The organism is Acinetobacter lactucae, from assembly GCF_013122135.1.
Classification (GTDB): Bacteria; Pseudomonadota; Gammaproteobacteria; order Pseudomonadales; family Moraxellaceae; genus Acinetobacter; species Acinetobacter lactucae.
Genome location: NZ_CP053391.1, coordinates 2,074,464 through 2,100,426, shown reverse-complemented (window position 1 = coordinate 2,100,426; position 25,963 = coordinate 2,074,464). Strand labels below are relative to the sequence as shown.

The 25,963-nt window shown below is 37.8% G+C and carries 24 protein-coding genes; 18 read left to right on the top strand and 6 right to left on the bottom strand.

All coding sequences use genetic code 11. The annotated features are described in order from the left end of the window. Positions 1-23 precede the first annotated feature (23 nt). Positions 24-1,295 (bottom strand): sigma-54 interaction domain-containing protein, encoded by a 1,272-nt coding sequence (locus tag HLV59_RS09725; protein ID WP_163119513.1) that lies wholly within the window; start codon positions 1,293-1,295, stop codon positions 24-26. Positions 1,296-1,486: 191 nt separating this feature from the next. On the opposite strand from HLV59_RS09725, the gene HLV59_RS09720 reads away from it, so the two are divergent. The 4 genes from HLV59_RS09720 to HLV59_RS09705 all read left to right on the top strand — a co-directional run bounded on the left by HLV59_RS09720 (position 1,487) and on the right by HLV59_RS09705 (position 5,950). After that, on the top strand, positions 1,487-2,182 hold the full coding sequence (locus tag HLV59_RS09720) for an MBL fold metallo-hydrolase (protein WP_062848529.1): 696 nt from the start codon (positions 1,487-1,489) through the stop codon (positions 2,180-2,182). Between the two features lie 9 nt (positions 2,183-2,191). Continuing rightward, complete coding sequence (locus HLV59_RS09715; RefSeq protein WP_163119511.1) at positions 2,192-3,847, top strand: TIGR01244 family sulfur transferase; 1,656 nt, start codon at positions 2,192-2,194, stop codon at positions 3,845-3,847. Between the two features lie 197 nt (positions 3,848-4,044). Next, positions 4,045-4,836 carry a sulfite exporter TauE/SafE family protein gene (locus HLV59_RS09710; RefSeq protein ID WP_061874659.1) on the top strand — a complete coding sequence of 264 codons (792 nt, stop codon included), beginning with the start codon at positions 4,045-4,047 and terminating at the stop codon, positions 4,834-4,836. 109 nt (positions 4,837-4,945) lie between these two features. Then, positions 4,946-5,950: a homoserine dehydrogenase gene (locus HLV59_RS09705; RefSeq protein ID WP_171429854.1), complete on the top strand. Its 1,005-nt coding sequence runs from the start codon at positions 4,946-4,948 to the stop codon at positions 5,948-5,950. Positions 5,951-5,982: 32 nt separating this feature from the next. Here the strand turns inward: HLV59_RS09705 and HLV59_RS09700 are convergent, their stop codons facing one another. Continuing rightward, a complete protein-coding gene (locus HLV59_RS09700; protein WP_171429853.1) occupies positions 5,983-6,900 on the bottom strand; it encodes a DMT family transporter in 918 nt (305 codons plus the stop codon). 166 nt (positions 6,901-7,066) lie between these two features. Between HLV59_RS09700 and HLV59_RS09695 the strand changes: the two genes are divergently transcribed. After that, entirely contained in the window at positions 7,067-7,921 is an 855-nt protein-coding gene (locus tag HLV59_RS09695; protein WP_171429852.1) for a helix-turn-helix domain-containing protein, read from the top strand. On the opposite strand, the gene HLV59_RS09690 is transcribed toward HLV59_RS09695, so the two are convergent. Beyond that, positions 7,918-8,313 (bottom strand): winged helix-turn-helix transcriptional regulator, encoded by a 396-nt coding sequence (locus HLV59_RS09690; RefSeq protein ID WP_080612851.1) that lies wholly within the window; start codon positions 8,311-8,313, stop codon positions 7,918-7,920. The genes HLV59_RS09695 and HLV59_RS09690 overlap by 4 nt on opposite strands. A 110-nt stretch (positions 8,314-8,423) precedes the next feature. Here HLV59_RS09690 and HLV59_RS09685 point away from each other — a divergent pair, with 110 nt between their 5' ends. Continuing rightward, positions 8,424-9,017, top strand: a complete 594-nt coding sequence (locus HLV59_RS09685; RefSeq protein ID WP_228722000.1) for an FMN-dependent NADH-azoreductase — start codon at positions 8,424-8,426, stop codon at positions 9,015-9,017. A 76-nt stretch (positions 9,018-9,093) separates the two neighbouring features. On the opposite strand, the gene chrA is transcribed toward HLV59_RS09685, so the two are convergent. Then, positions 9,094-10,443, bottom strand: coding sequence for a chromate efflux transporter (gene chrA, locus HLV59_RS09680; protein ID WP_171429851.1), 1,350 nt, complete (start codon positions 10,441-10,443; stop codon positions 9,094-9,096). A gap of 241 nt (positions 10,444-10,684) precedes the next feature. On the opposite strand from chrA, the gene HLV59_RS09675 reads away from it, so the two are divergent. From HLV59_RS09675 to HLV59_RS09640, 8 genes are read left to right on the top strand one after another with little or no spacing between them, the layout of a single operon-like run. Further along, positions 10,685-11,428, top strand: a complete 744-nt coding sequence (locus HLV59_RS09675) for a GntR family transcriptional regulator (RefSeq protein ID WP_163119495.1) — start codon at positions 10,685-10,687, stop codon at positions 11,426-11,428. A gap of 28 nt (positions 11,429-11,456) precedes the next feature. Beyond that, complete coding sequence (locus HLV59_RS09670; RefSeq protein ID WP_163119493.1) at positions 11,457-13,190, top strand: fumarate reductase/succinate dehydrogenase flavoprotein subunit; 1,734 nt, start codon at positions 11,457-11,459, stop codon at positions 13,188-13,190. A 20-nt stretch (positions 13,191-13,210) separates the two neighbouring features. Beyond that, the gene (locus tag HLV59_RS09665; RefSeq protein ID WP_000864073.1) at positions 13,211-13,456 is read left to right on the top strand and encodes a 4Fe-4S dicluster domain-containing protein; all 246 of its coding nucleotides are present in this window, start codon (positions 13,211-13,213) and stop codon (positions 13,454-13,456) included. 19 nt (positions 13,457-13,475) lie between these two features. Continuing rightward, positions 13,476-14,906, top strand: coding sequence for an ABC transporter substrate-binding protein (locus HLV59_RS09660; protein WP_171429850.1), 1,431 nt, complete (start codon positions 13,476-13,478; stop codon positions 14,904-14,906). 34 nt (positions 14,907-14,940) lie between these two features. Further along, entirely contained in the window at positions 14,941-15,795 is an 855-nt protein-coding gene (locus HLV59_RS09655) for an ABC transporter permease (RefSeq protein WP_163119489.1), read from the top strand. A gap of 1 nt (position 15,796) precedes the next feature. Then, a complete protein-coding gene (locus HLV59_RS09650; protein WP_163119487.1) occupies positions 15,797-16,636 on the top strand; it encodes an ABC transporter ATP-binding protein in 840 nt (279 codons plus the stop codon). After that, positions 16,633-17,631 carry a HEAT repeat domain-containing protein gene (locus HLV59_RS09645; protein ID WP_031948270.1) on the top strand — a complete coding sequence of 333 codons (999 nt, stop codon included), beginning with the start codon at positions 16,633-16,635 and terminating at the stop codon, positions 17,629-17,631. Before HLV59_RS09650 ends, HLV59_RS09645 begins: the two co-directional genes overlap by 4 nt. After that, a complete protein-coding gene (locus HLV59_RS09640) occupies positions 17,615-17,896 on the top strand; it encodes a gamma-butyrobetaine hydroxylase-like domain-containing protein (protein ID WP_171429849.1) in 282 nt (93 codons plus the stop codon). The genes HLV59_RS09645 and HLV59_RS09640 overlap by 17 nt, the downstream gene beginning before the upstream one ends. 39 nt (positions 17,897-17,935) lie before the next feature. On the opposite strand, the gene HLV59_RS09635 is transcribed toward HLV59_RS09640, so the two are convergent. Continuing rightward, a complete protein-coding gene (locus tag HLV59_RS09635; RefSeq protein WP_171429848.1) occupies positions 17,936-19,222 on the bottom strand; it encodes an MFS transporter in 1,287 nt (428 codons plus the stop codon). Between the two features lie 513 nt (positions 19,223-19,735). Here HLV59_RS09635 and HLV59_RS09630 point away from each other — a divergent pair. Beyond that, positions 19,736-21,937 (top strand): TonB-dependent siderophore receptor, encoded by a 2,202-nt coding sequence (locus HLV59_RS09630; RefSeq protein ID WP_171429847.1) that lies wholly within the window; start codon positions 19,736-19,738, stop codon positions 21,935-21,937. Between the two features lie 54 nt (positions 21,938-21,991). Here the strand turns inward: HLV59_RS09630 and HLV59_RS09625 are convergent, their stop codons facing one another. Next, the gene (locus tag HLV59_RS09625; RefSeq protein ID WP_031948274.1) at positions 21,992-23,410 is read right to left on the bottom strand and encodes an aspartate ammonia-lyase; all 1,419 of its coding nucleotides are present in this window, start codon (positions 23,408-23,410) and stop codon (positions 21,992-21,994) included. 415 nt (positions 23,411-23,825) lie between these two features. On the opposite strand from HLV59_RS09625, the gene HLV59_RS09620 reads away from it, so the two are divergent. The 3 genes from HLV59_RS09620 (at position 23,826) to HLV59_RS09610 (ending at position 25,777) form a co-directional block, all read left to right on the top strand. Continuing rightward, the gene (locus HLV59_RS09620) at positions 23,826-24,008 is read left to right on the top strand and encodes a hypothetical protein (protein WP_031948275.1); all 183 of its coding nucleotides are present in this window, start codon (positions 23,826-23,828) and stop codon (positions 24,006-24,008) included. Between the two features lie 109 nt (positions 24,009-24,117). Then, complete coding sequence (locus HLV59_RS09615) at positions 24,118-24,339, top strand: hypothetical protein (protein WP_079748386.1); 222 nt, start codon at positions 24,118-24,120, stop codon at positions 24,337-24,339. A gap of 544 nt (positions 24,340-24,883) precedes the next feature. After that, positions 24,884-25,777, top strand: a complete 894-nt coding sequence (locus tag HLV59_RS09610; RefSeq protein WP_016145212.1) for a LysR substrate-binding domain-containing protein — start codon at positions 24,884-24,886, stop codon at positions 25,775-25,777. Positions 25,778-25,963 lie beyond the last annotated feature (186 nt).

Genomic DNA, 25,963 nt, shown 5'->3' with positions numbered 1-25,963 from the left:
CCTTAGACGAGCTAAATACCTAGCTAAAGCTTATGCTTTTGTCTATATCGCCAAAGAGTAGTGCGGCTAATACCAAAAATATTCGCGACCATATTTAAGTTATGGTTATATTTTTCTAAAGCGGCTTGTACATTTTCAGGTGTAAGTTCTGCATTATTTTCAGGTAATTTAACGTATTCGTCTGCATCTAATAGTTCATTTGGTAAGTCTTCAACTTCAATTTCGTCTTTACCATTTGCCATGGTTAAAGCATAAAGCAATGTATTTTTAAGCTCACGAACATTTCCCGGCCAGTCATAGTTCAATAAAACTTGCATGGCTTTTTGATTGACATGACGCGGCATTGTGTCGAGTTGAGTGGAGCTCTCTTTTAAAATCTGATCGCCAATAAGAGGAATATCGACTTTACGCTCTCTGAGTGGTGGTATAAAAATTGGAATTACGCGTAAACGGTAGAGCAAATCGTGGCGGAAACGTCCAGCCTTAGCCTCTTCGCGTAAAGCTTTATGTGTTGCTGTAATAATTCGGACATTGGCCTGAATCGGTTTTTCACCACCCACAGGGGTAAATTCACTTGTTTCTAACACCCGTAATAATTTAGCCTGAAGCTCTAAAGGAATCTCAGCAATTTCATCCAGAAAAAGCGTCCCACCAGCGGCACGTTCAAACACGCCTTTATGGTCACGAATTGCTCCTGTAAAAGCGCCTTTCACGTGTCCAAAAAGTTCACTTTCTAAAATATTGGCATTGAGGGCCGCACAATTAATTGCCACAAAAATCTTATTTTTACGCTGGCTATAATCATGAATTGCTTTTGCCACCAGTTCCTTACCACTACCAGACTCACCGCGGACGAGCACTGGAAACTCAGTAATTGCTACTCTTTGAATGATGGAAAACATACGAGCCATTTCTGGTGAGCAACTGTTAAAAACCTTGGCTAAGTCCTGTAATTGTTCTGTTAGCGTTGATTGACCAGCAATATCATTTTCTGTGCCAACTGGCTGTAGAATATGCAATTTCCCGATAATGCGATGCTCGGTAATATAAATATCATGTTCTTGATAGATAAATCGCTTTCTTATTTTAGGAGTATTGATCTCAAGATATTGATTGTGATGATCTTGAGTAAGCGCTGCCATGCTCTCAACAGAAATATCGTCTGTATTAAATTTATAGTGAATGGCGTGAGTCGTTGTGTCTGCTAAAAACAGACTTGCATTTGGAAATAAAGCCTTAAGTTGCTCAAATAATATATAAAAATCTTGTTCTGACTCAAAATTTAACTTTGCCATTTCATGTGTTTCACAATCGTTTCATTGAAACATACTTGAGTTTCAAGGGAACATCAAGCTCAGTTCATCTTCATATTTTAATTTTATTAATTAATTTAATTTATTGATTTTTATATTTATTATTAAATTTTAAATAATTGGCACCTTATTTGCAAAATATAGGAAAGAAATAAATTATTAAGGTATAAATCATGTTCTTTAAACAGTTTTTTGAGCAGGAAAGTTCGACTTATACATATATGCTTGGGTGTGAAGAAACACGAGAGGCGGTTTTAATTGATCCAGTCGCATCAGATATAGAAATTTATGCAAAAGAATTAGAGCAACATCAATTTACGCTCATCTATACATTAGATACACATGTTCATGCAGACCATATTACTGCTGCGAATTTGCTTCGTGAACGTTTCCATTGCAAATCGGTTTTACACCGAAACTCAGATGTAAGTTGTGGAGATATTTTAATCACTGATGGTTGCATGCTTAAAGTCGGTAATCTCAGTATTGAAGCGCGCTATACACCAGGTCATACCAATGCTTGTACAAGTTATCTGGTAGGAAATATAGTTTTCACTGGCGATGCATTATTAATTGACGGTTGCGGTCGAACTGACTTTCAACAAGGTAATGCAGGCACACTTTATGACAGTATTCATAAGCAACTTTTCAGCCTACCTGACAGCACTATTGTATATCCTGGACACGACTATAAGGGTCGTTTGTCTTCAACGATTGGTTATGAACGTTTAAAAAATTCACGTCTAGGTCAGAATCGCTCGCGCGAAGATTTTATTAAATTAATGAATAACCTAAATCTGCCATATCCTAAACAAATCGATAAAGCACTACCTGCCAATCAGGCCTGTGGTTCAACTTCACAATCATAAGGTGGCAATATGGAACTTAAACGAGTTAATCAAGAATTTTATGTTGCGGGCCAGATTACTGCCGATGATGTCGCAAAAATTGCAGACCAAGGAATAAAAACTCTAATATGTAACCGTCCAGACGGAGAAGGTGCAGATCAACCTAATGTGATTGAAATTGAAGAAGCAGCTCAGCGACATGGCCTAAACGTAATCTATCAGCCTGTTACCAGTGGCAAAATTACCGATCAGCAAGTTACCGAGTTTAAGCAGCTTTATCAGAATGCCCAGAAACCTGTTTTAGCATATTGCCGTTCTGGTATGCGCGCGATTAGTTTATGGGCTTTGGCTGAAGTTGCTCCATCAGATGCAGCACTGTTAGTTGAAGCGGGTAACAAACTTGGTTTTAACTTGAAAGGCTTAGTGCCACGTATTTTAAAACGTGATCATGAACCGGCAACGATTCCTTGCTATAGCGTTGTGATTGTGGGGGCTGGTGCAGCTGGAATTTCTGTAGCGTCTAGTCTCTTATGCCGTGAACCGAACTTAGATATTGTCATTATTGATCCAGCAGATACGCATTATTATCAACCCGGCTGGACCATGGTAGGGGCTGGTATTTTTAAGCCGCAAGTAACAGCACGCTCAATGGCAAGTGTGATTCCATCAAAAGTTAAATGGATGAAAGCTGCGGTTGCTGGATTCGACCCTGAGCACAATCAGGTGATTCTGGAAGGATGCCAACCCATTCAATATAAAGCGTTGGTCGTATGTCCCGGTTTAAAACTGAATTGGCATGGGATTGAAGGTTTAGTCGAAACCCTTGGTAAAAATGGGGTGACGTCTAACTATCGCTATGACTTGGCACCTTATACATGGCAACTGGTACAACAACTAAACGGTGGAAAGGCGATCTTTACCCAACCACCTATGCCGATTAAATGTGCGGGTGCTCCTCAAAAAGCAATGTATCTTTCAGCCGACCACTGGTTAAAGCAAGGCAAACTTAAAGATATCTCTATCCATTTTTATAACACTGGTGCTGTTTTATTTGGTGTGAAGGAATATGTACCTGCACTAATGCAATATGTCGAAAAATATGGTTCTGAACTGCACTTTAATCATCAACTTGTCAAAGTAGATGGGCCTGCAAAAAAAGCATGGTTTAAGGTATTGAACGATGAAAATGCAGCATTGGTCGAAACAGATTTTGACATGATGCATGTTGTTCCACCGCAACAAGCCCCAGACTTTATTCGTGCCAGTACTCTTACTGATGAAGCAGGCTGGGTCAGTGTGAATCCTCAAACTTTACAACACACAGAACATGCCAATATTTTTGCTTTAGGCGACGTGATGAATGCGCCTAATGCCAAAACTGCTGCAGCAGCACGCGCTCAAGCTCCAATTGTCGCTGTGAATGTTCTTGCGAAACTAAAAGGTGAGCAGAACTTTTGTGAATATAACGGCTATGGCTCGTGTCCACTGACTGTAGAGCGTGGAAAAATCGTTCTAGCTGAGTTTGGTTACGGCGGCAAACTACTTCCTAGTTTCCCGAAATGGGTAATCGATGGGCAAAAACCATCACGTTTAGCATGGTTGCTTAAAGAACAGATTTTACCGCCAATTTACTGGCAAGGCATGCTCAAAGGCCGCGAATGGATGGTCAAACCTGAGCGAGGATAAGTAAAGATTAATAATCTTTACCCTGAGAAGCGGTTGAAGCTTCGCAAGAAGACGAGAACTATGTTCGAGTTAAGAGGGTAAACAAAGCAACGCTTTGTCCTGAGAAGCGACTAAAGCTTCGCAAGAAGGCGAGATCTACTCACTCATTAACCAGCAGTCTACTGCAAACGATGTATATGCAATTTTAGGCTTTTGATATGTTATTACTTGTCGTTGAAGGCATTGTGATTGGCTTTTTACTTGGTCTTACCGGTGCAGGTGGCGGTATTCTTGCCGTACCTGCGCTCATGACCAGTCAAGGTTGGAGTGTGGCACAAGCTGCGCCGATTGGATTATTGGCAGTTGCTCTATCTACACTCATTGGCACCATTGAAGGTTTATTTAAAAAAATAGTTCGTTATCGTGCTGCAATCTGGATTGCTTTAATTGGTGCCCCTATGGCACATATCGGCATTTTAATAGCCAACACGATTTCACCTGTCTGGCTCATGTTAATGTTTAGCTTGGTCATGTTTACTGTGGGTTATCGACTTATTAATAATAGAGTTTCAGATTTTCATAACCCGCCGTGTCAGGTCAACCCAAGTACGGGACGCTTTATCTGGAATTTTAAAACAGGTAGCGTTCTTGCAAGTATAGGAATTATTGCTGGGCTTTTAACTGGTATGCTCGGTGTTGGTGGCGGTTTTGTAATTGTGCCAGCGCTTAGAAAAGTCACAAATTTGGATATGCATAGCATTGTTGCAACATCACTTATGATTATTTTTCTCATTAGTGGAATGAGTATTGTAATGCATATTGCAGAGGGTTTCCATTATCCTGTAGCCATTACCAGTGCGTTTTCGCTCGCATGTGCATTCGGTATGTTATTAGGACGCAGAGCTATTCGTTTTATTCCGTCTGCAATCGTGCAAAAAGTCTTTGCTTTAATGGTTTTTGCTGTCGCAATTTATATGGTCATTAAAATTGTTAATCTAACAAATATCTAAACGATATAGTATTTTAACCTTCTCTATAAATAGCAATTTTCCAAAGATGAGATGTTAAAATTATCTTGGGAAAATTGATTTAAACCATTTAAATTTTTGAGAAAGCGAAATGAAGCGAGTTAACGTGGCAATTTGTGGTTTTGGACGTATTGGGCAACAAATTGCAGAGCTTCTTTCAAATCGATCGGCATATTATCAACAAAAATATCAAATCGATGCCCGTTTAGTGGGTGTCTGTAACTCATCATCAGGTTTAATTAATCAAGAAGGTTTACAAGCTGATAAATGGTTAGATAAAACACAATATCAACTAAGCCTAACAGAGCAAAAATTTTTAGAACAGGTTCAAGCAGATGTCATTATTGAGGCAGGGCCAAGTGACTATGTGACAGGTGGAAAAGGCCTATTTTATTTAAATTATGCTTTAACACATAACATGCATGCTATTGCGGTATCTAAAGGTGCTTTAGTCGTAGATGGTAAAAAATTAGTTAACTTGGCACATCAGCACAATAAAAAACTATTTTTTAGCGGTGCGACAGCTGCTGCGTTACCAACTGTTGATTTGTTTGAATATAACTTAGCAGGCTGTCAAATTTTAGAAATAGAAGGTGTTTTTACAGGCACCACAAATTTTATTTTAAATGATATGTTGCAACACGGGTGCACATTTACAGAATCTCTTGAAAAAGCTCAAGCAAAAGGTATTGCGGAACCTGACAGCTCTTTTGATGTAGATGGATGGGATACTGCTGCCAAAATTACCATATTAGCTAATACTGTTTTAAGCACTAATATAAAAATTCAGGATATTCCAAGACAAGGAATCAGTCATGTTACGGCCGAACATATTCGTGGTTGGAAAAAAGAAAATTTAATTCCTCGTCTGGTCGGTTTTATTCATATTCAAAATCAGCAAATTCAAACAGGTATTGAATTAAGATTAGTTCCAGCACATCATCCTTTTGCTCATCTACAAGGTTCTAATAAGTGCATTCGGGTGTTAACGCAAGAAATGGGGGAATTTGTGGTCAGTGGAGGGGCTTCTGCGCCTTTAGCTACGGCAGCTGCAGCTTTAAAAGATTTCGAGTTGATGCTTAAAACGGGCTACTAGAGATGAATTATTACTTATAAAAAAGCAGGCTTTTATGCCTGCTTCTCATAATTTTTTTGACTGTTAAATAACTTTTTTCCAATTTCAAACTTACTAAACATTAAGTAGTTACCCAGTAAAATTAATAAAATTCCAAATACAGCATTTAAAGTCCATACATATCCTTCAAAGAAAGTAGAAACTGTTAGAGCAACTAACGGGAAGAGCAATGTGCTATAGGCTGCTTTGGCTGCGCCAATTCGTCCAACAAGAGAAAAGTAAGCAGAGAACCCAATAACCGTACCAAATACAGCCAAGTAAAGTACCGAACTTAAAAATGGGAAATTCATTGGAGGCATTAGATCTTGGCCTGTAAATAAAGCTAGACTTAACATCACCAATGCACCATAAGTCATGGCATAACAATTGGTTGAAAAGATATTTAGACCACGTTTTTGGTGTCTAACACTAATCATATTTCCTAAAGAAAAACCGTAAGTGCCTATTGCACATAGACCGATACCCATTAGTAACTGTGCATTAAACTGACTATTAACAAGGTCATGCCAGAACAGTAAAACAATACCTATGAGTCCTAGAATTGCAGCTGGGGCAAAATTTGGTGAAGGTTTTTGCTTAAAAAAGATAAGGGCATTAATGGCATTAAAGAAAACAGCCATCGAAAAGATCACAGACTCTAAACCGCTGTTTACATATTTAACTGCGGTATAAAAACAAATAAAGTTTAGGCCGAAAACACAGAGTCCTTGCAACATACAAAACAAATGGTCTTTTAATGCAATTCGTTGTAATTTTCCTGAAAATAGTAAAACAACCCAAAGTAATAAGGCTGAAATGGCAAAACGCCATAAAATTGCGACGACAGGTGTTGCATAATGGCTCTGAACGGCAATTCCAATCCATGTTGTTCCCCAAATCAACACCACCGCAACATAGAGTAAAATATTCATAAGTTCATCCTCGATTACCAAGCTTAAGTATTTAGGAATGCTTCATTTTTCACGTATATATTCTTGTGTTCTACATGCAAGATCTTGCGTTTTTTATAGAACTAAACTAGCTCAATTTTGCTGAATATGGTTAACTTAAGCTCAATGAGATTCGTTTTAATTTTGCATGGCCTATCAAACTTTAGAACAGCTACAGCAATCTAAAGCCAAGCTTCACGAAACGGTGGTGCTTGATGAAAATATGCAACTTGCATTTTGGTCTAATCAGCAAGATCGTGTAAGTGTCTGTAGCGATCACCACACTTTAAGTCTGTATATTCAAGATGGCTATGAAAGCTATCAAAAAACACCTGCGGGCTGGAAAAATGGCGGTGGGCCGGGTCGTTTTTGCTTATTGCCTGAACATCAGGAGTCGACTTGGGATATACGAGGTGGGCTTAAATTTGTCCACTTGTATTATACCGATCAACATTTGCGTGATGTTGCTGAAAAAATATGGGACAAAGAACCCAATCAAATTGAATTGAATGAAGTCGTTTTTAATGATGATGAAAGGATCCGAGCGCTTTATCAGTTCTTCTTACTAGATTGTGAATGGAAAGATTCAGCAAACCATTTACAAATGAGTACCACTGCCAGCTTATTGCTGAATCATTTAATTCGAAGATATAGCAACGTGAAGTGGCAACAACCTGTCATTAAAGGTGGGCTGGCGCCTCATAAACTCAAATATATTCAAGACTGGATTGAAGGGCATTTAGATCAAGCACTCACTTTGTCTGATTTAGCAAATGTTGTGAATTTAAGCGAATATCATTTTGCTCATATGTTTAAACAATCCATGAATATGGCGCCTCACCAATATGTCATGCAAAGACGCTTAACCAAGGCAAAAGGTTTAATTCAATCATCTCAGCTTTCTTTGCAAGATATTGCCCTAGTATGTGGGTTTAGTTCAGCAAGCCATTTAAGTCATCGCTTTAAACAGTTTTATGGCATGAGTCCTTCGCAGTTACGTTAAGTATCTAATGTAATTGGTTTCTCCTGAGCTGCATCAAATGCTGCTCTTGCCGCATCAATATCTGCAATATGCTGCTGCGCCCATTGGCCTAAAGCAATTACAGGTTCTGTAAGTGAATGGCCCAGTGGTGTTAATTCATATTCAACATGCGGTGGAACTACAGGATAAACAGTACGTTTAACTAATCCATCTCTTTCTAAACCGCGCAAACATAAGGTAAGCATACGCTGCGATATTCCATTGATACTTCTTTTAATTTCAGAAAAGCGATGAGAACGTGATGCAAGTGTCATTACAATGAGTATACTCCATTTCTCGCCAACTCTAGCCAATACTTGACTGACTCTTTGACAATCTGAACTTTGGATATCGTGAGGTATGGTTACAGTCATATTACTTGGTTCCCTAAATGTGCCTTCTTGTACATAAGAATAATAGTAGTAACATAATTAGTTCAAGTAACAATTTTATACTGTAGGTATAAACGATGAAACTACTTTAAATTGACACAAGTATTTTAGGTGAACAGTCTGTTAGCCGCCAACTCACCTCATCTGTTATTCGTCAGCTCAGCGCAGCTTATCCAGATGCAGAAATTATTCATCACGATTTTGCTTTAGAACCAATTCCTCATTTATCCGATGCCGAGTTTTTGGCATGGCAAGGTGTTGAACCTAATAATGAAACAGCACAACTACGTGTTGCACGAAACAGCCAATATTTGGACGAGTTCTTATCGTCAGATATCGTTGTGATTGGCGCACCTATGTATAACTTTAGCTTTCCATCACAGTTAAAAGCGTGGCTTGACCGACTATCTATTGCTGGAAAAACATTCCGTTATACCGAAAACGGTCCTGAAGGTTTAGTAAAAGGAAAACGCATCATTATTGCTTCTTCGCGTGGCGGAGTGTACTCGGCAGGTTCACCAGCCGAAGTTTTAGACTATCAAGAAACTTATATCAAAGCGTTTTTCAATTTTATTGGTGTGACTGATATTACTTTTGTGCGTGCAGAAGGTATTGGTTTGGGGCAGGAAGCACGTCAGGCGGCATTAGATAATGCAGCAGCTCAAATTGCACAGTTAGCGGGTTAAAAGTATAAACAGCCGAACAGTAATATTATTGTTCGGCTATGTTTATGGGTAATTAAAAAGTTAAATCAATAAAGAACTAAAAGAAAGTGATGGCTAGTCCAACCAATGCTGATCCAAAAATCACATACAGCACGTTAATATTAAAGCGGAATAAAGCAATGAATGCAGCCACAGTAATAATGGCTGCGACAGCATCAAAGTGTCCTGAAAAGCCCTGTGGCCATAACACGTGATAACTAAAAAATAATGCTAGATTTAAAATGACACCAACCACAGCAGCGGTAATCGCAGTCAGTAGTGCGGTAAACTTAATTTCATTATGAGTAGATTCAATAATCGGTGCACCAGCAAAAATAAAGACAAATGAAAAAAGGAAGGTAAACCAAGTGACAATGACAGCTCCTAGTGCTCCGGCAAAAAATAGATACTCAGAGCCAAGTAATGAATGATTGACACCTCCTAAAAAACCAACAAAGGCCACAACCATAATTAAAGGTCCTGGTGTAGTTTCACCTAAAGCCAAACCATCAATCATTTGGGTAGGTGAAAGCCATCCAAAATGATTTACAGCCCCTTGATAGACATAAGGTAAAACTGCATAAGCACCTCCAAAAGTGAGCAGTGCAGCTTTAGTAAAAAACCATGCCATTTGAGTATAAGAATGATGCCATCCAAAATATGCACCCAAAGCTAAAATTGGCAATAACCATAAAACGATTGCCACAAAAATAAGTTTAGCTAATCGCAACCAATGAAATTTAGCGTGTTCTGGTGTTGGAGTCTCATCATCAATAAATGCCGGGCCATAATCTTTTTGACTGGTTTTATGCCCAACTGGTGAGGAAAATAGTTCTGGGTACTTTTTACTCGCTAAATAGCCAGCAATACCAGCTGATAAAACAATAAGCGGGAAAGGAAGCTTTAAGACAAAAATGGCAAAAAACGCAGCAATTGCGACTAACCATAAAAATTTATTTTTAAGTGAACGGCTACCAATACGGTAAGTTGCATGAAAGACAATTGCAGTAACAGCAGGTTTAATCCCGTAGAAAATACCTGCGATAGCAGGCACATCTCCAAATTTTATATAAACCCAAGACAGCGCAATTAAAATAAATAAGGATGGCAATACAAATAGAATACCTGCAACTAATCCTCCAGCAGTTCTATGCATAAGCCAACCAATGTAAGTTGCTAGCTGCTGTGCTTCAGGACCGGGTAACAACATGCAATAGTTAAGTGCGTGCAAAAATCTTTTTTCGGATATCCAGCGTTTTTGCTCAACCAGTTCCTGATGCATCACAGCGATTTGTCCAGCTGGCCCCCCAAAACTAATAAAGCCAAGCTTGAGCCAAAATAAAAAGGCTTGCCAGAAGGTGACTTGTTCCACTGAATCATCAGGGGTATTTTGTTGTTTTTGTTGCATATTATCCCCTAAAAAATAATATTAATTTCTGCATTTATGGTATGACGGAGTATGTTTTATAGCATAACAAACACAAATGTATTTTTTATGATAATCATTAATTTTTTATAGATAACTACCTATTAAGCTGATGATATTAATTGAAATTATTTTTTTAACTAAAGTTATCGCTTTAAATTATTTCCAAAGCTGAAACATTTTAAACATTATTTGCTCAAGTTGTTATAACAGGTTGTGAGCCGTGAGCCAGCTACCCCAAGATACCAAAAATCATAAACCTCTTTACGATCAGTTAAGGGAACTCATCCTGAACAAAATTGTAAATGGTGAATATGCCGTGCTGAGTCAAATTCCCTCTGAAAACGAGTTTGCTGAACAGTTCGGTGTAAGTCGAATCACAGTTCGTCAAGCACTCAACCAATTACAGTTGGAAGGTTATATTTTTAAGGTACCTGGTAAAGGAACCTTTGTAAGTAAGCCAAAAACATTCCAGAACATTTCAAGTTTGCAAGGTTTTGCAGAAGCAATGTCATCTGCAGGTCACGAAATTTTAAACCGTGTCATCTCGGCCGAGCTTAAGCAAATCCCAATGCACGTCGTACCCAAATTAAAGTTACCTGTTAAAGCGAATGTGTATGAAATTCAACGTGTTCGTTTGCTAAACCGTCAGCCTGTTTCTTATGAGTTGACTTATTTGCCAGAACATATTGGTTTAAAACTCAAAGAGAAAGCAATTGATTTACGTACAACCGATATTTTCAAGGCGTTAGAACAAGAGTGCGACATTCCTTTGGGACATGCGGATTTAAGTATTGATGCCACGGTGGCGGATGAAGAATTAGCGGATTTGCTGCAAGTCGAAATCGGAACTCCTGTATTACGAGTTGAACGTTTGACTCATGACGCAAATGGCCAACCGATTGACTATGAATATCTCTATTTTTCGGGCGATACCTTCCAGTACCGTTTACGTATTCATCGTTAATAACTCAGATAAAAATAAGGAATATTCAATGGAAACTAAATATCTTGAGTTCGATATTGTGGTGATTGGTGGTGGAACTGCTGGACCAATGGCTGCGATTAAAGCAAAACAAGAAAACCCGAATTTAAAAGTCTTGCTCATTGAAAAAGCGAATGTAAAACGCAGTGGGGCGATTTCAATGGGAATGGATGGGCTGAATAATGCGGTTATTCCGGGCTACGCAACACCCGAGCAATACACCAAAGAAATTACCATTGCCAATGATGGAGTGGTTAATCAAACCACTGTATATGCATATGCAAAGCATAGTTTCAAAACCATTCAACAACTCGATCAATGGGGCATTAAGTTTGAAAAAGATGAGACAGGTGAATTTGCAGTAAAAAAAGTACACCATATGGGGGCATATGTTTTACCAATGCCTGAAGGCCATGATGTTAAAAAAGTTTTATATCGCCAGTTAAAGCGTGCTCAAGTCAAAATTAATAATCGGATTGTCACCACAAAGCTTTTAAAAAATGAGCAAGGTGCAATCAATGGAGTACTTGGTTTTGACTGTCGTAGTGGTGATTTCTATGTCATTAAAACTAAAGCTGCCATTTTATGTTGTGGTGCCGCAGGGCGTTTAGGTCTGCCAGCTTCTGGCTACTTAATGGGTACTTATGAAAACCCAACCAATGCAGGTGACGGCTATGCAATGGCATACCATGCAGGTGCAGAGCTTGCCAATTTAGAGTGCTTCCAGATTAATCCACTGATTAAAGACTATAACGGACCGGCGTGTGCCTATGTGACCGGTCCTTTAGGAGGTTACACCGCCAACAGTAAAGGTGAACGTTTCATTGAATGTGACTACTGGAGTGGTCAAATGATGTGGGAGTTTTATCAAGAACTGGAAAGTGGTAATGGTCCTGTTTATTTAAAAGTAGATCATTTGGCTGAAGAAACGATTCAGACTATTGAAGAAATATTGCATACCAATGAGCGCCCAAGCCGTGGACGTTTTCATGAAGGCCGAGGAACTAATTATCGTCAAGATATGGTGGAAATGCATATTTCAGAAATTGGTTTCTGTAGCGGACACAGTGCTTCTGGCGTATGGGTCAATGAAAAAGCCGAAACTTCAGTTAAAGGCTTATACAGCGCTGGCGATATGGCGGCTGTACCTCATAACTATATGCTTGGTGCATTTACCTATGGTTGGTTTGCAGGTGTAAATGCCGCGCAATATGTGAATGTAGTTGAAGATAGCGAATTAAACCAAAGCGAAATAGAAGCAGAAAAAGCTCGAGTATTTGCGCCACTAGATTGCTCAGAAGGTTTACCTCCAGAACAAGTGGAATATAAGCTGCGCCGTTTTGTAAATGACTATTTGCAGCCGCCTAAAACACGTCAAAAAATGGAAATTGGGCTCAAGCGTTTTGAAGAAATCAAACAGGATATTAAGCGAATCTCTGCAAGAAACCCGCATGAGCTGATGCGTGCTGCTGAAGTTTCTTTTATTCGAGACTGTGCGGAAATGGCAGCCAGAGCCTCACTGTTTAGAGAAGAAAGCCGCTGGGGACTGTACCACTATAGAGCAGATTTCCCTCAAAAAAATAACTCAGATTGGTTCTGTCACGCGCATTTGAAAAAAGATGAACAGGGCAACATGATCAGTTTCAAAAAAACAATCGAGCCTTATGTAGTTTCGATTAATCAAGATGAAGCTGTGTCTTATGACCGTTTACGTATTCAAAAAGACGTTGCTCTAGCAGACTAAATAAATCAGGAATTCAAATCATGGCTTTTATTTTTAAAGAAGTACAGCACCGTACTGTCGCACCCGTCATTATCGACGAAGATAAATGTATTGCTGATAAAGGATGCACAGTCTGTGTAGATGTTTGTCCAATGGATTTATTGGCTATCGATCCAACAACTCAGAAAGCTTTCATGCAGTTTGATGAATGTTGGTACTGCATGCCGTGTGAAAAAGACTGCCCAACAGATGCAGTTAAAGTAAATATCCCATACCTACTCAAATAATTAATTTGGAATACTCAACATGAAACAAAATAAATTGATCAATAAAAAACTATTACTCAGTAGCTTAATTGGTGCCATTGTACTTGGCACTTTGGGGTGCGGCAGTAAAACAGAAACTGTGCGTGTAGCCATTGGTACGCAAGACACGACCATTAACTGTGCAACAGGTGGGTTGCTCATTCGTGAATTGAATTTATTACCAAAATATTTACCCAAAGATGGTAAATACAAGAATGTTAAATATGACATTCAATGGAAAAACTTTACCTCTGGTGCACCACTTACCAGTGAGATGGTAGCTGGGCGTCTAGATTTGGGAGCAATGGCTGACTTTCCTGCTGTTAATAATTTAGCGGCATTTAAAAAAGCTGGAAAAGAAAGCATATTTTTAGCGCCATTGTCAGGCAGTATTAATGGTAGCGGTAATGCGATCGTTGTTCCAATTGACTCAAAAGTCACTTCACTCAAAGAACTAAAAGGACAAACCATTTCTGTACCTTTTGCTTCAACTGCTCATGGACTTTTGCTGCGTGCGATTCAAGCTGAAGGTTGGCAACTTGATAAAGATATTAAAGTGATTGCTCAGGCGCCAGAAGTGGCAGGGCCTGCATTAAAAAGTCATAAGATTTCTGCACATGCTGACTTCGTACCATTTGGAGAGTTATTTGCTTATCAAGGTTTTGCTAAAAAAATCTATGATGGTTCACAAGCAAAATCACCGACATTTCATGGTTCACTTGCCAGCAAGGATTATGCACAGCAGCATCCAGAAGTCATAAAAGCTTATTTACAGGCAACTATTGAAGCGAATCGCCTGATTCGAGAGCAACCTGAAAAATATAGTGAATTTATTGCTGAAAAAACAGGTATTCCTGCCGAAGTGGTCTATCTGTTTCATGGTCCATTAGGTCTGCAAACTCGTGACTTAACGTGGAAACCTGAATATCGAAAAGCAACTCAAATTGCGATAGACACCTTAAAAGTTCTAGGCAAAAACGACGGTACGCTGGATGTAAATAAATTTATTGATGACCAATATATTAAGGATGCATTTCAGGCATCTGGATTTAATTACAGCCAGCAACTGGCTGACTATGCAAAATCACCTTTGGTTGCCAATGACGCTTTAACAGGCCAACCCATCAAGACATTTGATCGGGTGACTCAAATTTGGATAAAGGGTGAAGAAAAAGTGCGTAGCTATGAAACGCCTGAGCATGCTTTTTCTGATTTAAAGAAAATACAAGCCGATGGAAAAACGGTGCGTGTGGTTTATAGCCAAGATCATCAGTCCGACATTAAGTTACTTGCCAATCTGGCATGGTATGCCACAGACAAAGCAGGACAAATTCAGGCCTTTTTATTAAAAGATGATGCTGAAAAATGGGCTAAACAACAAGGCGGAAAAGTATATGACTTTAAAGCTATCCAGCTTGTAACACAGAGCTGATGTGTTGTTTTACCTAATGAGCAGGAGGTGACGAATGAGTAGTTTAGTCCAAACAAAACCTAAAAACCAAAGTACATTTTTGATTAAATTTTTCCAACAATTGAGGTCATATGGGGCGCACTTAAAAAGCTATGTTATTGCTTTTACATCAATAGCTTTTTGGATCGTAATTTGGCAAGGACTTGCTCAGTTTAAAATAAATTTAGGCCTTGTGAACTTTAGTAATGTCCCGACACCTTTGGATGTCATTCATGCGCTATGGGATTTCTTTCAACTTAGCACTGCATTTGAACATGTTGAATCCAGTGTATTTCGAGTGGTGATTGGTTTTGTACTCGCGGCTTTAATTGGTGTAGGTATTGGTTTGTTGGTAGGACGTTATCACAAACTGGCTGCCTTTCTAATGCCACCATTAGAAGTATTACGTCCAATACCAGCAGTTGCATGGATTCCTTTAGCAATTCTGATTTTTCCATCATCAGAAGCTTCTATGATTTTTATTACCTTTATTGGGGCTTTATTTCCAATTTTATTAAACACGGTACATGGCGTTGGTGCAGTTGACCCAAGGCTCCTTGCATCAGCGAAAAGCTTAGGTGCTTCTGATCTAGCTATCATTTATGAAGTCATTATTCCGGGTGCATTACCGAACATTATTACTGGTTTATCTATTGGAATGGGCACTTGTTGGTTCTGTTTAGTGACTGCCGAAATGATTTCGGGCCAACACGGAATTGGATACTTCACATGGGAATCTTTCACCTTGCAAAACTATAGCAATATTGTGGTTGGCATGGTGCTAATAGGAGCCTTGGGTATGTTTAGCAGTACTTTAGTGCGTGTAATTGGAAACCGATTTACCCCATGGTATCAACTGAGGAAATCATAAAATGTCAATTACACAAGGCCATGTGCGTATTCAAAATCTATCGCTACATTTAGGGCAAGTTAAAAATCGTTTTCAGGCATTAGATCGGGTTAATTTTGAAATACAACCGGGCGAGTTCATATGTCTACTTGGCCCATCTGGTTGCGGTAAATCAACATTATTAGGTGCTTTAGCAGGGCACTTACCGATTAGTTCTGGAACGTTAACGGTCGATAATGAATCGATATTTGAACCGCATCCAGACAGAGGTTTGGTGTTCCAGCAACATACCTTATTTCCATGGAAAAGCGTGCTTGAAAATATTGCCTTTGGTTTAAAAATGAAAGGCATCGCCAAACAAAAGCGTATTGAACAAGCTCAGAAAATGATTGATCTGGTCGGACTAAAAGGCTTTGAAAATAAATTTCCAGCCGAACTTTCTGGCGGTATGCAGCAACGGGTTGAAATTGCGAGAGTACTGATTAATCAACCGCGTATTTTATTAATGGATGAGCCTTTTGGTGCGTTAGATGCTCAAACTCGTTTAAAAATGCAAATGCTATTACTCGAAATTTGGCAAGAAATCCAAACATCGGTTTTATTTATTACCCACGATATTGATGAGGCACTTTTTTTGGCCGATCGAGTGTTGATTATGAGCCATCGGCCAGGGCGAATTATTGAAGAAATTCCGCTTAAGTTTGAACGTCCAAGAGATGTTGAGCTTGTAACGAGTAGTGAATTTACTGCCATTAAAAAACATTGCATCCAGACTTTAAAAGAAGCCACTCAGCAAAAAGAATTAAGCCGTTTAAATCCATTAGGGCTTGGAAAGAAATCACAAATTAAGGAATACGAATGAGTTTTTATTATCAAGCTTTAGACGACCTCGATGAATATAATCAGGAATTTCTTGTACAGCTCAATGACCCAGATGAAAAGATTCGCTTTGTCGCTTTAATGAATATTGGTGATGAAGAAAATCCGGATTTACTTCCTTGGTTGCATGTAGCACTACAACACGACTCTTCAGCTTTAGTTCGTGAAGAGGCTGCAAAAAAACTAGAAAGTTGGGAAGATCCAACTAGCTTGCAAGTATTGGCCCAAGCCTTATTTGATACTGATCTGATTGTAAAACAAGCTGCCAGCCAAAGCTTAAGTGAAGTGAAAAATGCAGCATCCGCCCAGATCCTTGCACCTTATTTAAAGCATACGGATACTTTCGCTCTTAGTGCAATTTTACGTGCTTTAAAACCTTTACGACCACAGCAATTATTCACAGAGATATCTGCTTTGGTACACCATGAAGATGTTAATGTGCGCCGTGAGGCAGTCAGTGCATTAAGTTGGTTACAACAAGATCAAGCGATTACCATATTGGCAAAAACTGCCGAAACAGATACAGATGATGAGGTCCGCCGCATTGCAACAGGTGGTTTAGCTTTTAGTCAGAGCATATCCGCTGAGGTTATCCAAGCACTTCAACATTCTTTAACCTCGGAAAGCTGGCAACTAAGAGTCGAAGCCGGGCTTACGATTGGTAAATTACGTATTGTTCAGCTCGAAGCTCCTTTAATTCATGCTTTAGCAGACTTATATTGGCAAGTACGTATTGCGGCGGTACGAAGCTTAGGACTACTCAAATCACATCTGGCAGTCGCTCATTTATCTGATAACTTTAAGCATGAAATTAGCAATTTACGTAAAGAAGTCGCTTTAGCACTAGGTGAAATTGGTACAGCAGAAGCTCAGAACCTATTAGAACAACACCAACATGATTCTGACCCAGAAGTACGAAAAGCGATTCGTATTGGATTAAATCAAATTGGTGAGGTGAAGTATGCAAATCAGACCTGATATCCGTGTCGACACTATAAATAAGCAGATTCACTTTATATGGAGCGATGGTTCAAGTGTATGTCTAAGTCATCAAAGTTTAAGGGAAATTTGCCCATGTGGCTTTTGCCGAGCGAAGCGGATTAAACAAATTAAAATAGAGCATCAAAATGTTGAAGTGACAGCTATGTTCGATCAAGGTTATGGTGCCCAAATTTGCTTTAATGGTGGGCATGATAAAGGGATTTTCCCGTGGGCTTTTTTAAAAGAATTTGCTAAGTGCTAATAAAAGCCTTCTGCTTGGGACAGAAGGCATTTTATTTAATTAATGATCATGTTCTAAATAATCTGGTTTTCTCGGAAGCGCAAGGCTACACAAGAAACAGATAATCAGCATGATAATTACATATATAAAGAAGGTGTTCTCAATTCCGGCAGCTTTAAACTGTAAGGCAACCGAAGGTGCAGAACCGCCAAACAGCGCATTACCCACAGCATAAGAAAACCCTACACCTAAAGCTCGTACATGAGGTGGGAACATTTCAGCTTTTACCAAGCCACTAATAGATGTATAGAAACTCAGAATCATCATCATAAAAATAAGCAACAAGGTAATGATGATCGGCGAATCTATATAATTAGGCATCCCAATGGCCATGACTGGATAGATAAAAATGGCGGACAATAAGCTAAATGCCAACATTGAAGAACGTCGCCCAATACGATCCGAAATTGCACCAAATACAGGTTGAGCACACATATAGACAAATAGGGCGAAGGTCATGATATAACCAACGGTTTTTCCATCCATCCCTAAATTGGTTAAATAGGTTTTTGAATAAACAGTCTCTACATAAAATGTTAATGAACCAGCAGAAGTATATCCAACCACCAATAAAAAGGTTTTCCAGTGTTTCTTAAAGAGTTCTCTTAAGCTACCAGATTCTTTTCGTTCACTGTCTTGATGAGAAAGTGTTTCTTCTAAGCGACTACGTGCCAGTAAAGATAAAATTGCGGCAATACCACCAATAACAAACGGAATACGCCATCCACCATCATGTAATTGTTGTTCACTTAAGAACGTTAATAAAATTACTCCTAGTAAGCTGGCAAGTAATTGACCACCAGAGAGAGTGACGTATTGGAAAGACGAGTAAAAACCACGTTGGCCTTTTAAGCCTAATTCACTCATATATGTTGCTACTGCACCATATTCACCACCAACTGATAAGCCTTGAAGTAAACGCACTACCAGTAAAAGAAATGGGGCAAATAAGCCAACTTGGTCATAAGTGGGTAGGGCTGCAAATAAAAAAGAACTCAAAGCCATAAGACAAATTGAGATGACCATCGATTTTTTTCGACCATGCCGGTCTGCAATACGTCCAAATACCCAACTACCAATAGGACGCATAAAAAAGCTTGCAGCGAATACCCCCCACACATAGATAGATTTAGTCGTACTATCCATATCTGGTGCTGTTAGCGCTTGAGTAAAGTAGGCAGCAAATACCGCATAGATATAAAAGTCGAACCATTCAACTAAATTACCAGAGGCTGCGCCTACAATCCCACGTATTCTGCTACGTTTTTCTTCCTGAGTGTATGTCATATTTCTTCCATCATTTGCAGACAAAACGAGGAATTTTTAGATATGCTGGATAGAAAATAGAATGAAACTTTAAATATCACTCAATCCTGAGCATGCCCTTAAATTCCTAACTCTTCATTTTTTCTAATTTTAAAATTCGATTCTAGTGAAATTACGTCCTTTTGTTCGATTTAAAGAGATTTTTACTAATGATCGAACAGTTCCTTTCACTTAACTCGATAATTCTTAGTATCTAAAATCAGTGAGCTCATTTCACAACATTATTTTTCTATTCTATTTCTCCTTTTGAGTACCATTTTGAGCTTAAGTATATTTTGAATATTTGGTAATACTTAAAATGTTATAGCGCCAATTCCTAAGAAAATAGATGAAACTCATATAATGATAAGTCCATAAAAATTTATCACCTTCACTTAATCGAAAAAATACAGAATGTGTTGTTTCTCAATATATGTAGCGGTATTCTTGCGTGGCTAAAAATAGGCTCAGCAGTTACTTCTAGCGCTTCAAATTATGCACGGTATGGCAGGTAGTTATTCAATGGAAAGACGTACGTTAAATCTTCACTTCATGACATGCTCTAAAACAGTATTGGCTTCATCTATTGCACTCATAACATCTGTCGTTTATGCAAATGAAGCGGAGGTTTCACAGCTCCCAACCATTACTGTGAATGCCACCCAAAATAATGATGCGCTATACACATCAAAAAAAGTTAATTTATCTGGTTTTCAAACGGGCGATGTAAAGAAAGTCCCAGCATCTATTACAACTATTACTTCTGAACGTATAGCAGATCAACACGCAAAAACCTTAACCGATGTTATTAAAAATGACTCATCATTGGGAGATGGCTACGCTGCTATTGGTTATTATCCAAACTTTGTAGCACGTGGTTTTTCGCTTGATTTGGGCTCAAGTTATCTCATTAATGGCCATACTACACGTGGCGAACAAAATGTGGCTTTAGAAAATAAAGAACAAGTTGAAATCTTAAAAGGCATTTCTGCAATTCAAAGTGGAATGTCGACACCAGGTGGTGTGGTTAACTATGTCACCAAAAGACCTGCCGATATTAAAACTATTACGGTCGATGCAAATTCAGAAGGTGGCTATACACTAGCAACAGATGTTGGTGGCTTTTTAAATGATAATTTTGGCTATCGAATCAATTTAGCGCATGAAAGTATTCATCCAAATGTTGACCATGCAAATGGTAAACGTGAGTTTGGTTCAGTTGCTTTAGACTGGAAAATTAATGAGCGTTCTAAATTATTGTTTGATATTGAAGCTCAGCATCAAAGTCAACGCTCAGTACCGGGCTATCAACTGCTTGACGGACAAGTACCAACAAATGTAGATCAAGAACGTTTATTAGGTTATCAGTCTTGGAGTAAACCTGTTGTAAACAACAGTGTAAATGCGAGTTTAAAATATCAATACGCATTTAATGATCAGTGGAATGGTAGCTTAAGTGCATCTCAAAGCCGTGTTGTGATTGATGATAATAGTGCTTTCCCGTGGGGATGTTATAGCGATATTTGTGAAGTTACTGGCTTAGGTAATACTTTTGATAAACACGGTAACTATGACATTTATGACTTCCGCAGCCCAGATGACACACGTATTACTAACCAGTTTACTGCTGGGTTAAATGGTCAATTCAATACTGACAATATTCAGCATCAAATCGCTTTCGAATTACAACGTACATATAAAAATTTAAAGCACCATACACCACTTAATGTAGCGGTAGGAACAGGCAATATCTATCAAGATACGATCGACTACAGTCCATCATCAGACAGCTTAGGCGATCGTTACAAAGCTTTAGAAAGCGAGCAGACTGCTTTTACCATATCTGATCGGGTTCAATTTAATGATCAATGGTCAACGTTACTAGGTGGAAAACTTATTCACCTTGATGAACAAGCTTATGGTCCAGATGGGCAGCAAAGCCGAGACACGGATTTAAATAAGTTCTTGCCTCAATTAGCACTCATGTATAGCCCAACTGCTAAAACTAATCTTTATGCTTCATATGCCAAAGGATTATCGGATGGTGGAGAAGCACCTTGGTTTGCTAATAATGCTCTAGAAGTCCTATCACCTAGAAATTCTGAACAATATGAACTTGGTGTTAAGCAACAAATTCAAAACTTCTTGGTAACTGCAGCTATTTTTGATTTAAAACAAGACAATCAATATACGACTACAAATTCTGAAGGAAAATTAGAATTTGTTGATCAAGGTGAACAGCACAACCAAGGTATTGAGTTAGGTTTAACTGGTGCTTTAACCGATACACTCGATGTAAGTTCAGGTGTTACCTATACCAAATCTCGTCTTGTTGATATTGATAGTGACAGCTACAAAGGTCATCAAACTCAAAATGTACCGAAAGTACGCGCAACTGCACAGTTATCTTATAAAGTACCTTCAATCGAAGGGTTAAGATTACTGAGTGGTATGCAATACAGTAGTAGTAAATATGCAAACAAAGAGGGAACGGCAAAAGTAGGCGGGTACAGTGTCTTTAATGTTGGTGCTGCTTATAAAACAAATTTTGCTGGGCATGGCACAACTTTTAGATTCAACATTGATAACTTATTTAATAAGAAATATTGGCGTGATGTAGGCGCATTTATGGGTGATGACTATCTATTCTTAGGTAATCCTCGTACAGCTCAGTTCTCTACAACTTTTAGTTTTTAAAATATAAAACAAATAAAAAAGGAGCTTATAAAAGCTCCTTTTTTATTTCAGGAATTAAGCCGACATTTTTGGTTTAACCATATTATTAATCGACAAGATATCATCAAGCACTTGTGCTGATAATAAACCTTCATTCTGAACTAAAGCCAATACGCTTTGTCCAGTTTCGTTTGCAGTTTTAGCAATACGAGTTGTAGTTTCATAACCTAGGTAAGGGTTAAGTGCGGTCACAATACCAATTGAGTTTTCAACTAAAGCTTTACAGTGTTCAGGGTTCGCTGTAATCGTATCAATACATTTACTTTGGAACATCGCCATTGCCTTACCAAGCAAATCCATAGATTCAAACAGTTTGAATGCAATAAGTGGTTCCATTGCGTTTAACTGTAATTGGCCCGCTTCAGCAGCTAAAGTTACCGCTAAGTCATTTGCAATAATTTGGAAGCAAGCAAGGTTCATTGCTTCAGGAATGACTGGGTTTACTTTACCTGGCATGATCGAACTACCCGGTTGACGTGCTTCTAAGTTAATTTCATTAATGCCCGTACGTGGACCACTTGAAAGTAAACGTAAGTCATTGGCAATTTTTGAAAGTTTAGTTGCGGTACGTTTTAATAAACCAGATAAAAGAACAAAGTCACCCATATCTGAAGTTGCTTCGATTAGATCAGGAGCAGACTTAATTTTCTTACCAGAAATTTTTGCAAGTGCTTGAATGGCAAGTTCACGGTAACTATATTCAGTTGTAATTCCCGTACCAATCGCCGTACCACCAAGGTTCATATACGCTAAAACATTTGGAATAAGCGTATTAATTTGCTCAAGGTCTTTCTGTAACGTTACTGCAAAAGCACCAAACTCTTGACCTAATGTCATAGGCACAGCGTCTTGTAACTGTGTACGGCCCATTTTTAAGATGTGAGCAAATTCTTGTGATTTATTGCGGAAACTTAAGATTAAGTTATTAAAAGGAAGATTAAGTTCATCTAAGCTTAATAATAAACCTAAGCGAATCGCAGTAGGGTATACGTCATTTGTTGACTGCGACATGTTAATGTCGTTATTTGGATGTAGATATTGATATTGGCCTTTAGAATGTCCCATATATTCTAAAGCAACATTCGCCAATACTTCATTTGCATTCATATTAGTTGAAGTACCAGCCCCGCCTTGCATCATATCAATCGGGAACTGGTCGTGAAAATTACCGCGAATAAGTTGATTACAGCTGTATTCAATTGCTTCAAATTTAGTTTGATCTAAGCTTTTAAGATTATAGTTCGCTTCAGCACAAGCAAGCTTTACCATTGCTAAAGCTTTAACAAGGTGAGGGAAGTTTCCGACCTTGCTTTGAGTTAAATTAAAGTTTTCTAGAGCACGTAACGTTTGAACTCCGTAGTAGTCGTTGTTATTGATCTCTCTATAACCAATAAGATCCTTCTCAATACGGGTGGTAATTTCAGCGTTCATCATTAAACTTCGAATTAGTAAAGAAGATAATTCATATTAGATTTCGAAATGCTTCACTTCTAATGCATTTATCAGCTTAATTATGCATTTTTTGCATATCGATTTTTTAAGTTTACTGTTAACTAACTATGAGGATTCATTTCCAAATCTGAATTTGAATTAAATTTTACTTTTTAAATTAATTACTTAATGTTAAGAAAAAGTTAATTTCAAAATTTGTTTAATGAAATGGATGATCTGCTAATTTCAGATAGCAACTCATTTCAAAATTCAAGACTACTTAATTTAAGTGAAATATCAACTTAATTATCTTTATTATTGGCTTTTAAAGTGTAGATTATCTAATAAATTTATATAAAAATGTGATGCATTTCACATAAAAAACACTATAATACGAAAAAATCTTAGTTTTAAGTTTATGTTAAAAGTCACAGCCGCATTAATTATCTTGGGAAGTTTTACATACTATGTACTTTTCCACGGTGAAGAGAAAACTGAGTCTAAAACTTCTCGTCTGCTTAAAGAAGCAGAGCAATCAATCGCTTCTGCTGAAACCTCTGTAAACAAGGCTAATAGTATTGTACCAATATCTTATAAGTAGCCGCAGTTCTTAGGTTAACTATTTTATATTATCCCTCAAAATATTGTTTTATCTAATTTTTTTAAATTTTAGATAAAAGATTGTATGTATAGAGACAAAATTCATGAGAATGAAGTTTATCGCCTATGATCCCAATTCTGGGGAAAAATTAAGCTTAAAAGAACATATCCATCATATGGATAAATACACCACTTATATCTTTTTTAGTGATGAAAAAGATAATATGGTATTCAACCCCCAAAAAAAACAAGTTTTTGAAATTACTCAATATACTTCAAACATGATGGTTGAGATCTCAAAAAAGTTATATTACCTGATTGGTGAATATTAGAAATTCGTTTTTATTCAATCTTAAGTTAAATACTTTAGTAGAATAGTCAGGTTTTTGGAGCTGAGCTATACTCTAAACATATCTTCTGATTTAAATGAATTTATTAAGTCAGAGGGCTTAATTCCTGAAATAAGCAAGATCGTAATTTTCAGTTTTATAGTCCGTATTCTTCCCCAAGGTACGGACTTTTTTTTATAAAATAAAACATGACTAATACATAGGATTATTTCTATTCTTTATTAAGTTGAAACTTGTTATTTACTTGCGTTATATATACCTTACTTTTTGATTTAAAAAAATTTTTTGAATAATAATTTTATCTTTGTATGAGTTGGTAAGTTAAATCAAAGTCTTTTATTCTCTTACGCTCGTTTCTATGTCAGAATTATTGAATACTTACTTTTATTGTTTGGCTTTGCCAACCCTCCATCGCATTTTTGCAGGTACTCCCATGTTTTATAGTTTTTATTCATCTATTCAGCTATTTATTCAGCTTCCCAACCAGACAGATTAAGGACATAAATATAAAAAGGGAATGCATAAAATGAACTTAGAAGTACGTTGGGTAGAAGACCTTTTGACACTAGAGCGTGAGCGTTCAATTTCAAAAGCAGCGGAAAAACGATTTATTAGTCAATCCGCGTTTACACGTAGAATTCAGCAAATAGAAGAGATGATTGGAGCTGAAGTTATTATTCGAAATAATAAAAATAATATTGAATTTACCGACATCGGGCGAATTATGCTGGTAATGTCTAAAAATATTGAGAAGCAGGTAGAAGAAACTGCCAAGCTGATTAAAAATATCAAAAATGAAACCGAATCGACGATTCGCTTCTGTGTCGTTCACTCATTAGCATCAGGTTTTTTAACAACTTTTTTAAAAAAATTCCCAACATTTATGCGTGATTTAAAAATCGAAATTGTCGCAACGAATAGTGGTGAAGGCTTATCTCTTTTAAAAGAAGGCGCCTGTGACTTTATGATTTGTTACGCAGATCGATCTAATATTAATCGAGTTGGCGATGACATTTTAAGTGGTATCAAGATTGCTGAAACGGAGATTGTGCCAGTGTCAGCTACCGAGGCCGACCATACGCCTAAACATACAATCCAGAGTAACTTTTCATTACTTGCTTATAGTAAACATGCTTATTTGCGAAAATTGGTCGATCAACTGATCGAAGGTAAACTGAACTATAAAACCTTATATGAAACTGACAATGCCACCAACTTGAAAGAGCTTGTATTACAAGGTTTAGGTGTAGCATGGATTCCAAAAATTAATGTAGAGGAAGATCTCGCTACCGGAAAATTGGTTATGTTAGATCATAACGAATATTGTCTTCCGCAAGATATTTATATTTTTAAAAATAATCTGAGTGATAACAAATCAGTTCAGCAAATCTGGAAGGGCTTCCAAACTCAGCATGATTAAAATTTATAATGATATGTGATGTATTCAACACATTTACATACAAAGTAATCAATTAAGAGCTCATACCTTTGTCTTTGTGATGAAAGGCTTTATAAAGCATTGCTCATGGTCTAGATTCTTTGTTAATTTAGACCATATATCAATAATTCAGAAATTTAGTGGGCATTTTTATATATGCTGTACCTG

What these genes read in the sequence shown, in the direction of transcription:
- HLV59_RS09725 (WP_163119513.1), bottom strand. Translation starts at nt 1,295, where the DNA reads ATGGCAAAGTTAAATTTTGAGTCAGAACAAGATTTTTATATATTATTT.
- HLV59_RS09720 (WP_062848529.1), top strand. Translation starts at nt 1,487, where the DNA reads ATGTTCTTTAAACAGTTTTTTGAGCAGGAAAGTTCGACTTATACATAT.
- HLV59_RS09715 (WP_163119511.1), top strand. Translation starts at nt 2,192, where the DNA reads ATGGAACTTAAACGAGTTAATCAAGAATTTTATGTTGCGGGCCAGATT.
- HLV59_RS09710 (WP_061874659.1), top strand. Translation starts at nt 4,045, where the DNA reads ATGTTATTACTTGTCGTTGAAGGCATTGTGATTGGCTTTTTACTTGGT.
- HLV59_RS09705 (WP_171429854.1), top strand. Translation starts at nt 4,946, where the DNA reads ATGAAGCGAGTTAACGTGGCAATTTGTGGTTTTGGACGTATTGGGCAA.
- HLV59_RS09700 (WP_171429853.1), bottom strand. Translation starts at nt 6,900, where the DNA reads ATGAATATTTTACTCTATGTTGCGGTGGTGTTGATTTGGGGAACAACA.
- HLV59_RS09695 (WP_171429852.1), top strand. Translation starts at nt 7,067, where the DNA reads ATGGCCTATCAAACTTTAGAACAGCTACAGCAATCTAAAGCCAAGCTT.
- HLV59_RS09690 (WP_080612851.1), bottom strand. Translation starts at nt 8,313, where the DNA reads ATGACTGTAACCATACCTCACGATATCCAAAGTTCAGATTGTCAAAGA.
- chrA (WP_171429851.1), bottom strand. Translation starts at nt 10,443, where the DNA reads ATGCAACAAAAACAACAAAATACCCCTGATGATTCAGTGGAACAAGTC.
- HLV59_RS09670 (WP_163119493.1), top strand. Translation starts at nt 11,457, where the DNA reads ATGGAAACTAAATATCTTGAGTTCGATATTGTGGTGATTGGTGGTGGA.
- HLV59_RS09665 (WP_000864073.1), top strand. Translation starts at nt 13,211, where the DNA reads ATGGCTTTTATTTTTAAAGAAGTACAGCACCGTACTGTCGCACCCGTC.
- HLV59_RS09660 (WP_171429850.1), top strand. Translation starts at nt 13,476, where the DNA reads ATGAAACAAAATAAATTGATCAATAAAAAACTATTACTCAGTAGCTTA.
- HLV59_RS09655 (WP_163119489.1), top strand. Translation starts at nt 14,941, where the DNA reads ATGAGTAGTTTAGTCCAAACAAAACCTAAAAACCAAAGTACATTTTTG.
- HLV59_RS09650 (WP_163119487.1), top strand. Translation starts at nt 15,797, where the DNA reads ATGTCAATTACACAAGGCCATGTGCGTATTCAAAATCTATCGCTACAT.
- HLV59_RS09645 (WP_031948270.1), top strand. Translation starts at nt 16,633, where the DNA reads ATGAGTTTTTATTATCAAGCTTTAGACGACCTCGATGAATATAATCAG.
- HLV59_RS09640 (WP_171429849.1), top strand. Translation starts at nt 17,615, where the DNA reads ATGCAAATCAGACCTGATATCCGTGTCGACACTATAAATAAGCAGATT.
- HLV59_RS09635 (WP_171429848.1), bottom strand. Translation starts at nt 19,222, where the DNA reads ATGACATACACTCAGGAAGAAAAACGTAGCAGAATACGTGGGATTGTA.
- HLV59_RS09630 (WP_171429847.1), top strand. Translation starts at nt 19,736, where the DNA reads ATGCACGGTATGGCAGGTAGTTATTCAATGGAAAGACGTACGTTAAAT.
- HLV59_RS09625 (WP_031948274.1), bottom strand. Translation starts at nt 23,410, where the DNA reads ATGATGAACGCTGAAATTACCACCCGTATTGAGAAGGATCTTATTGGT.
- HLV59_RS09620 (WP_031948275.1), top strand. Translation starts at nt 23,826, where the DNA reads ATGTTAAAAGTCACAGCCGCATTAATTATCTTGGGAAGTTTTACATAC.
- HLV59_RS09615 (WP_079748386.1), top strand. Translation starts at nt 24,118, where the DNA reads ATGAAGTTTATCGCCTATGATCCCAATTCTGGGGAAAAATTAAGCTTA.
- HLV59_RS09610 (WP_016145212.1), top strand. Translation starts at nt 24,884, where the DNA reads ATGAACTTAGAAGTACGTTGGGTAGAAGACCTTTTGACACTAGAGCGT.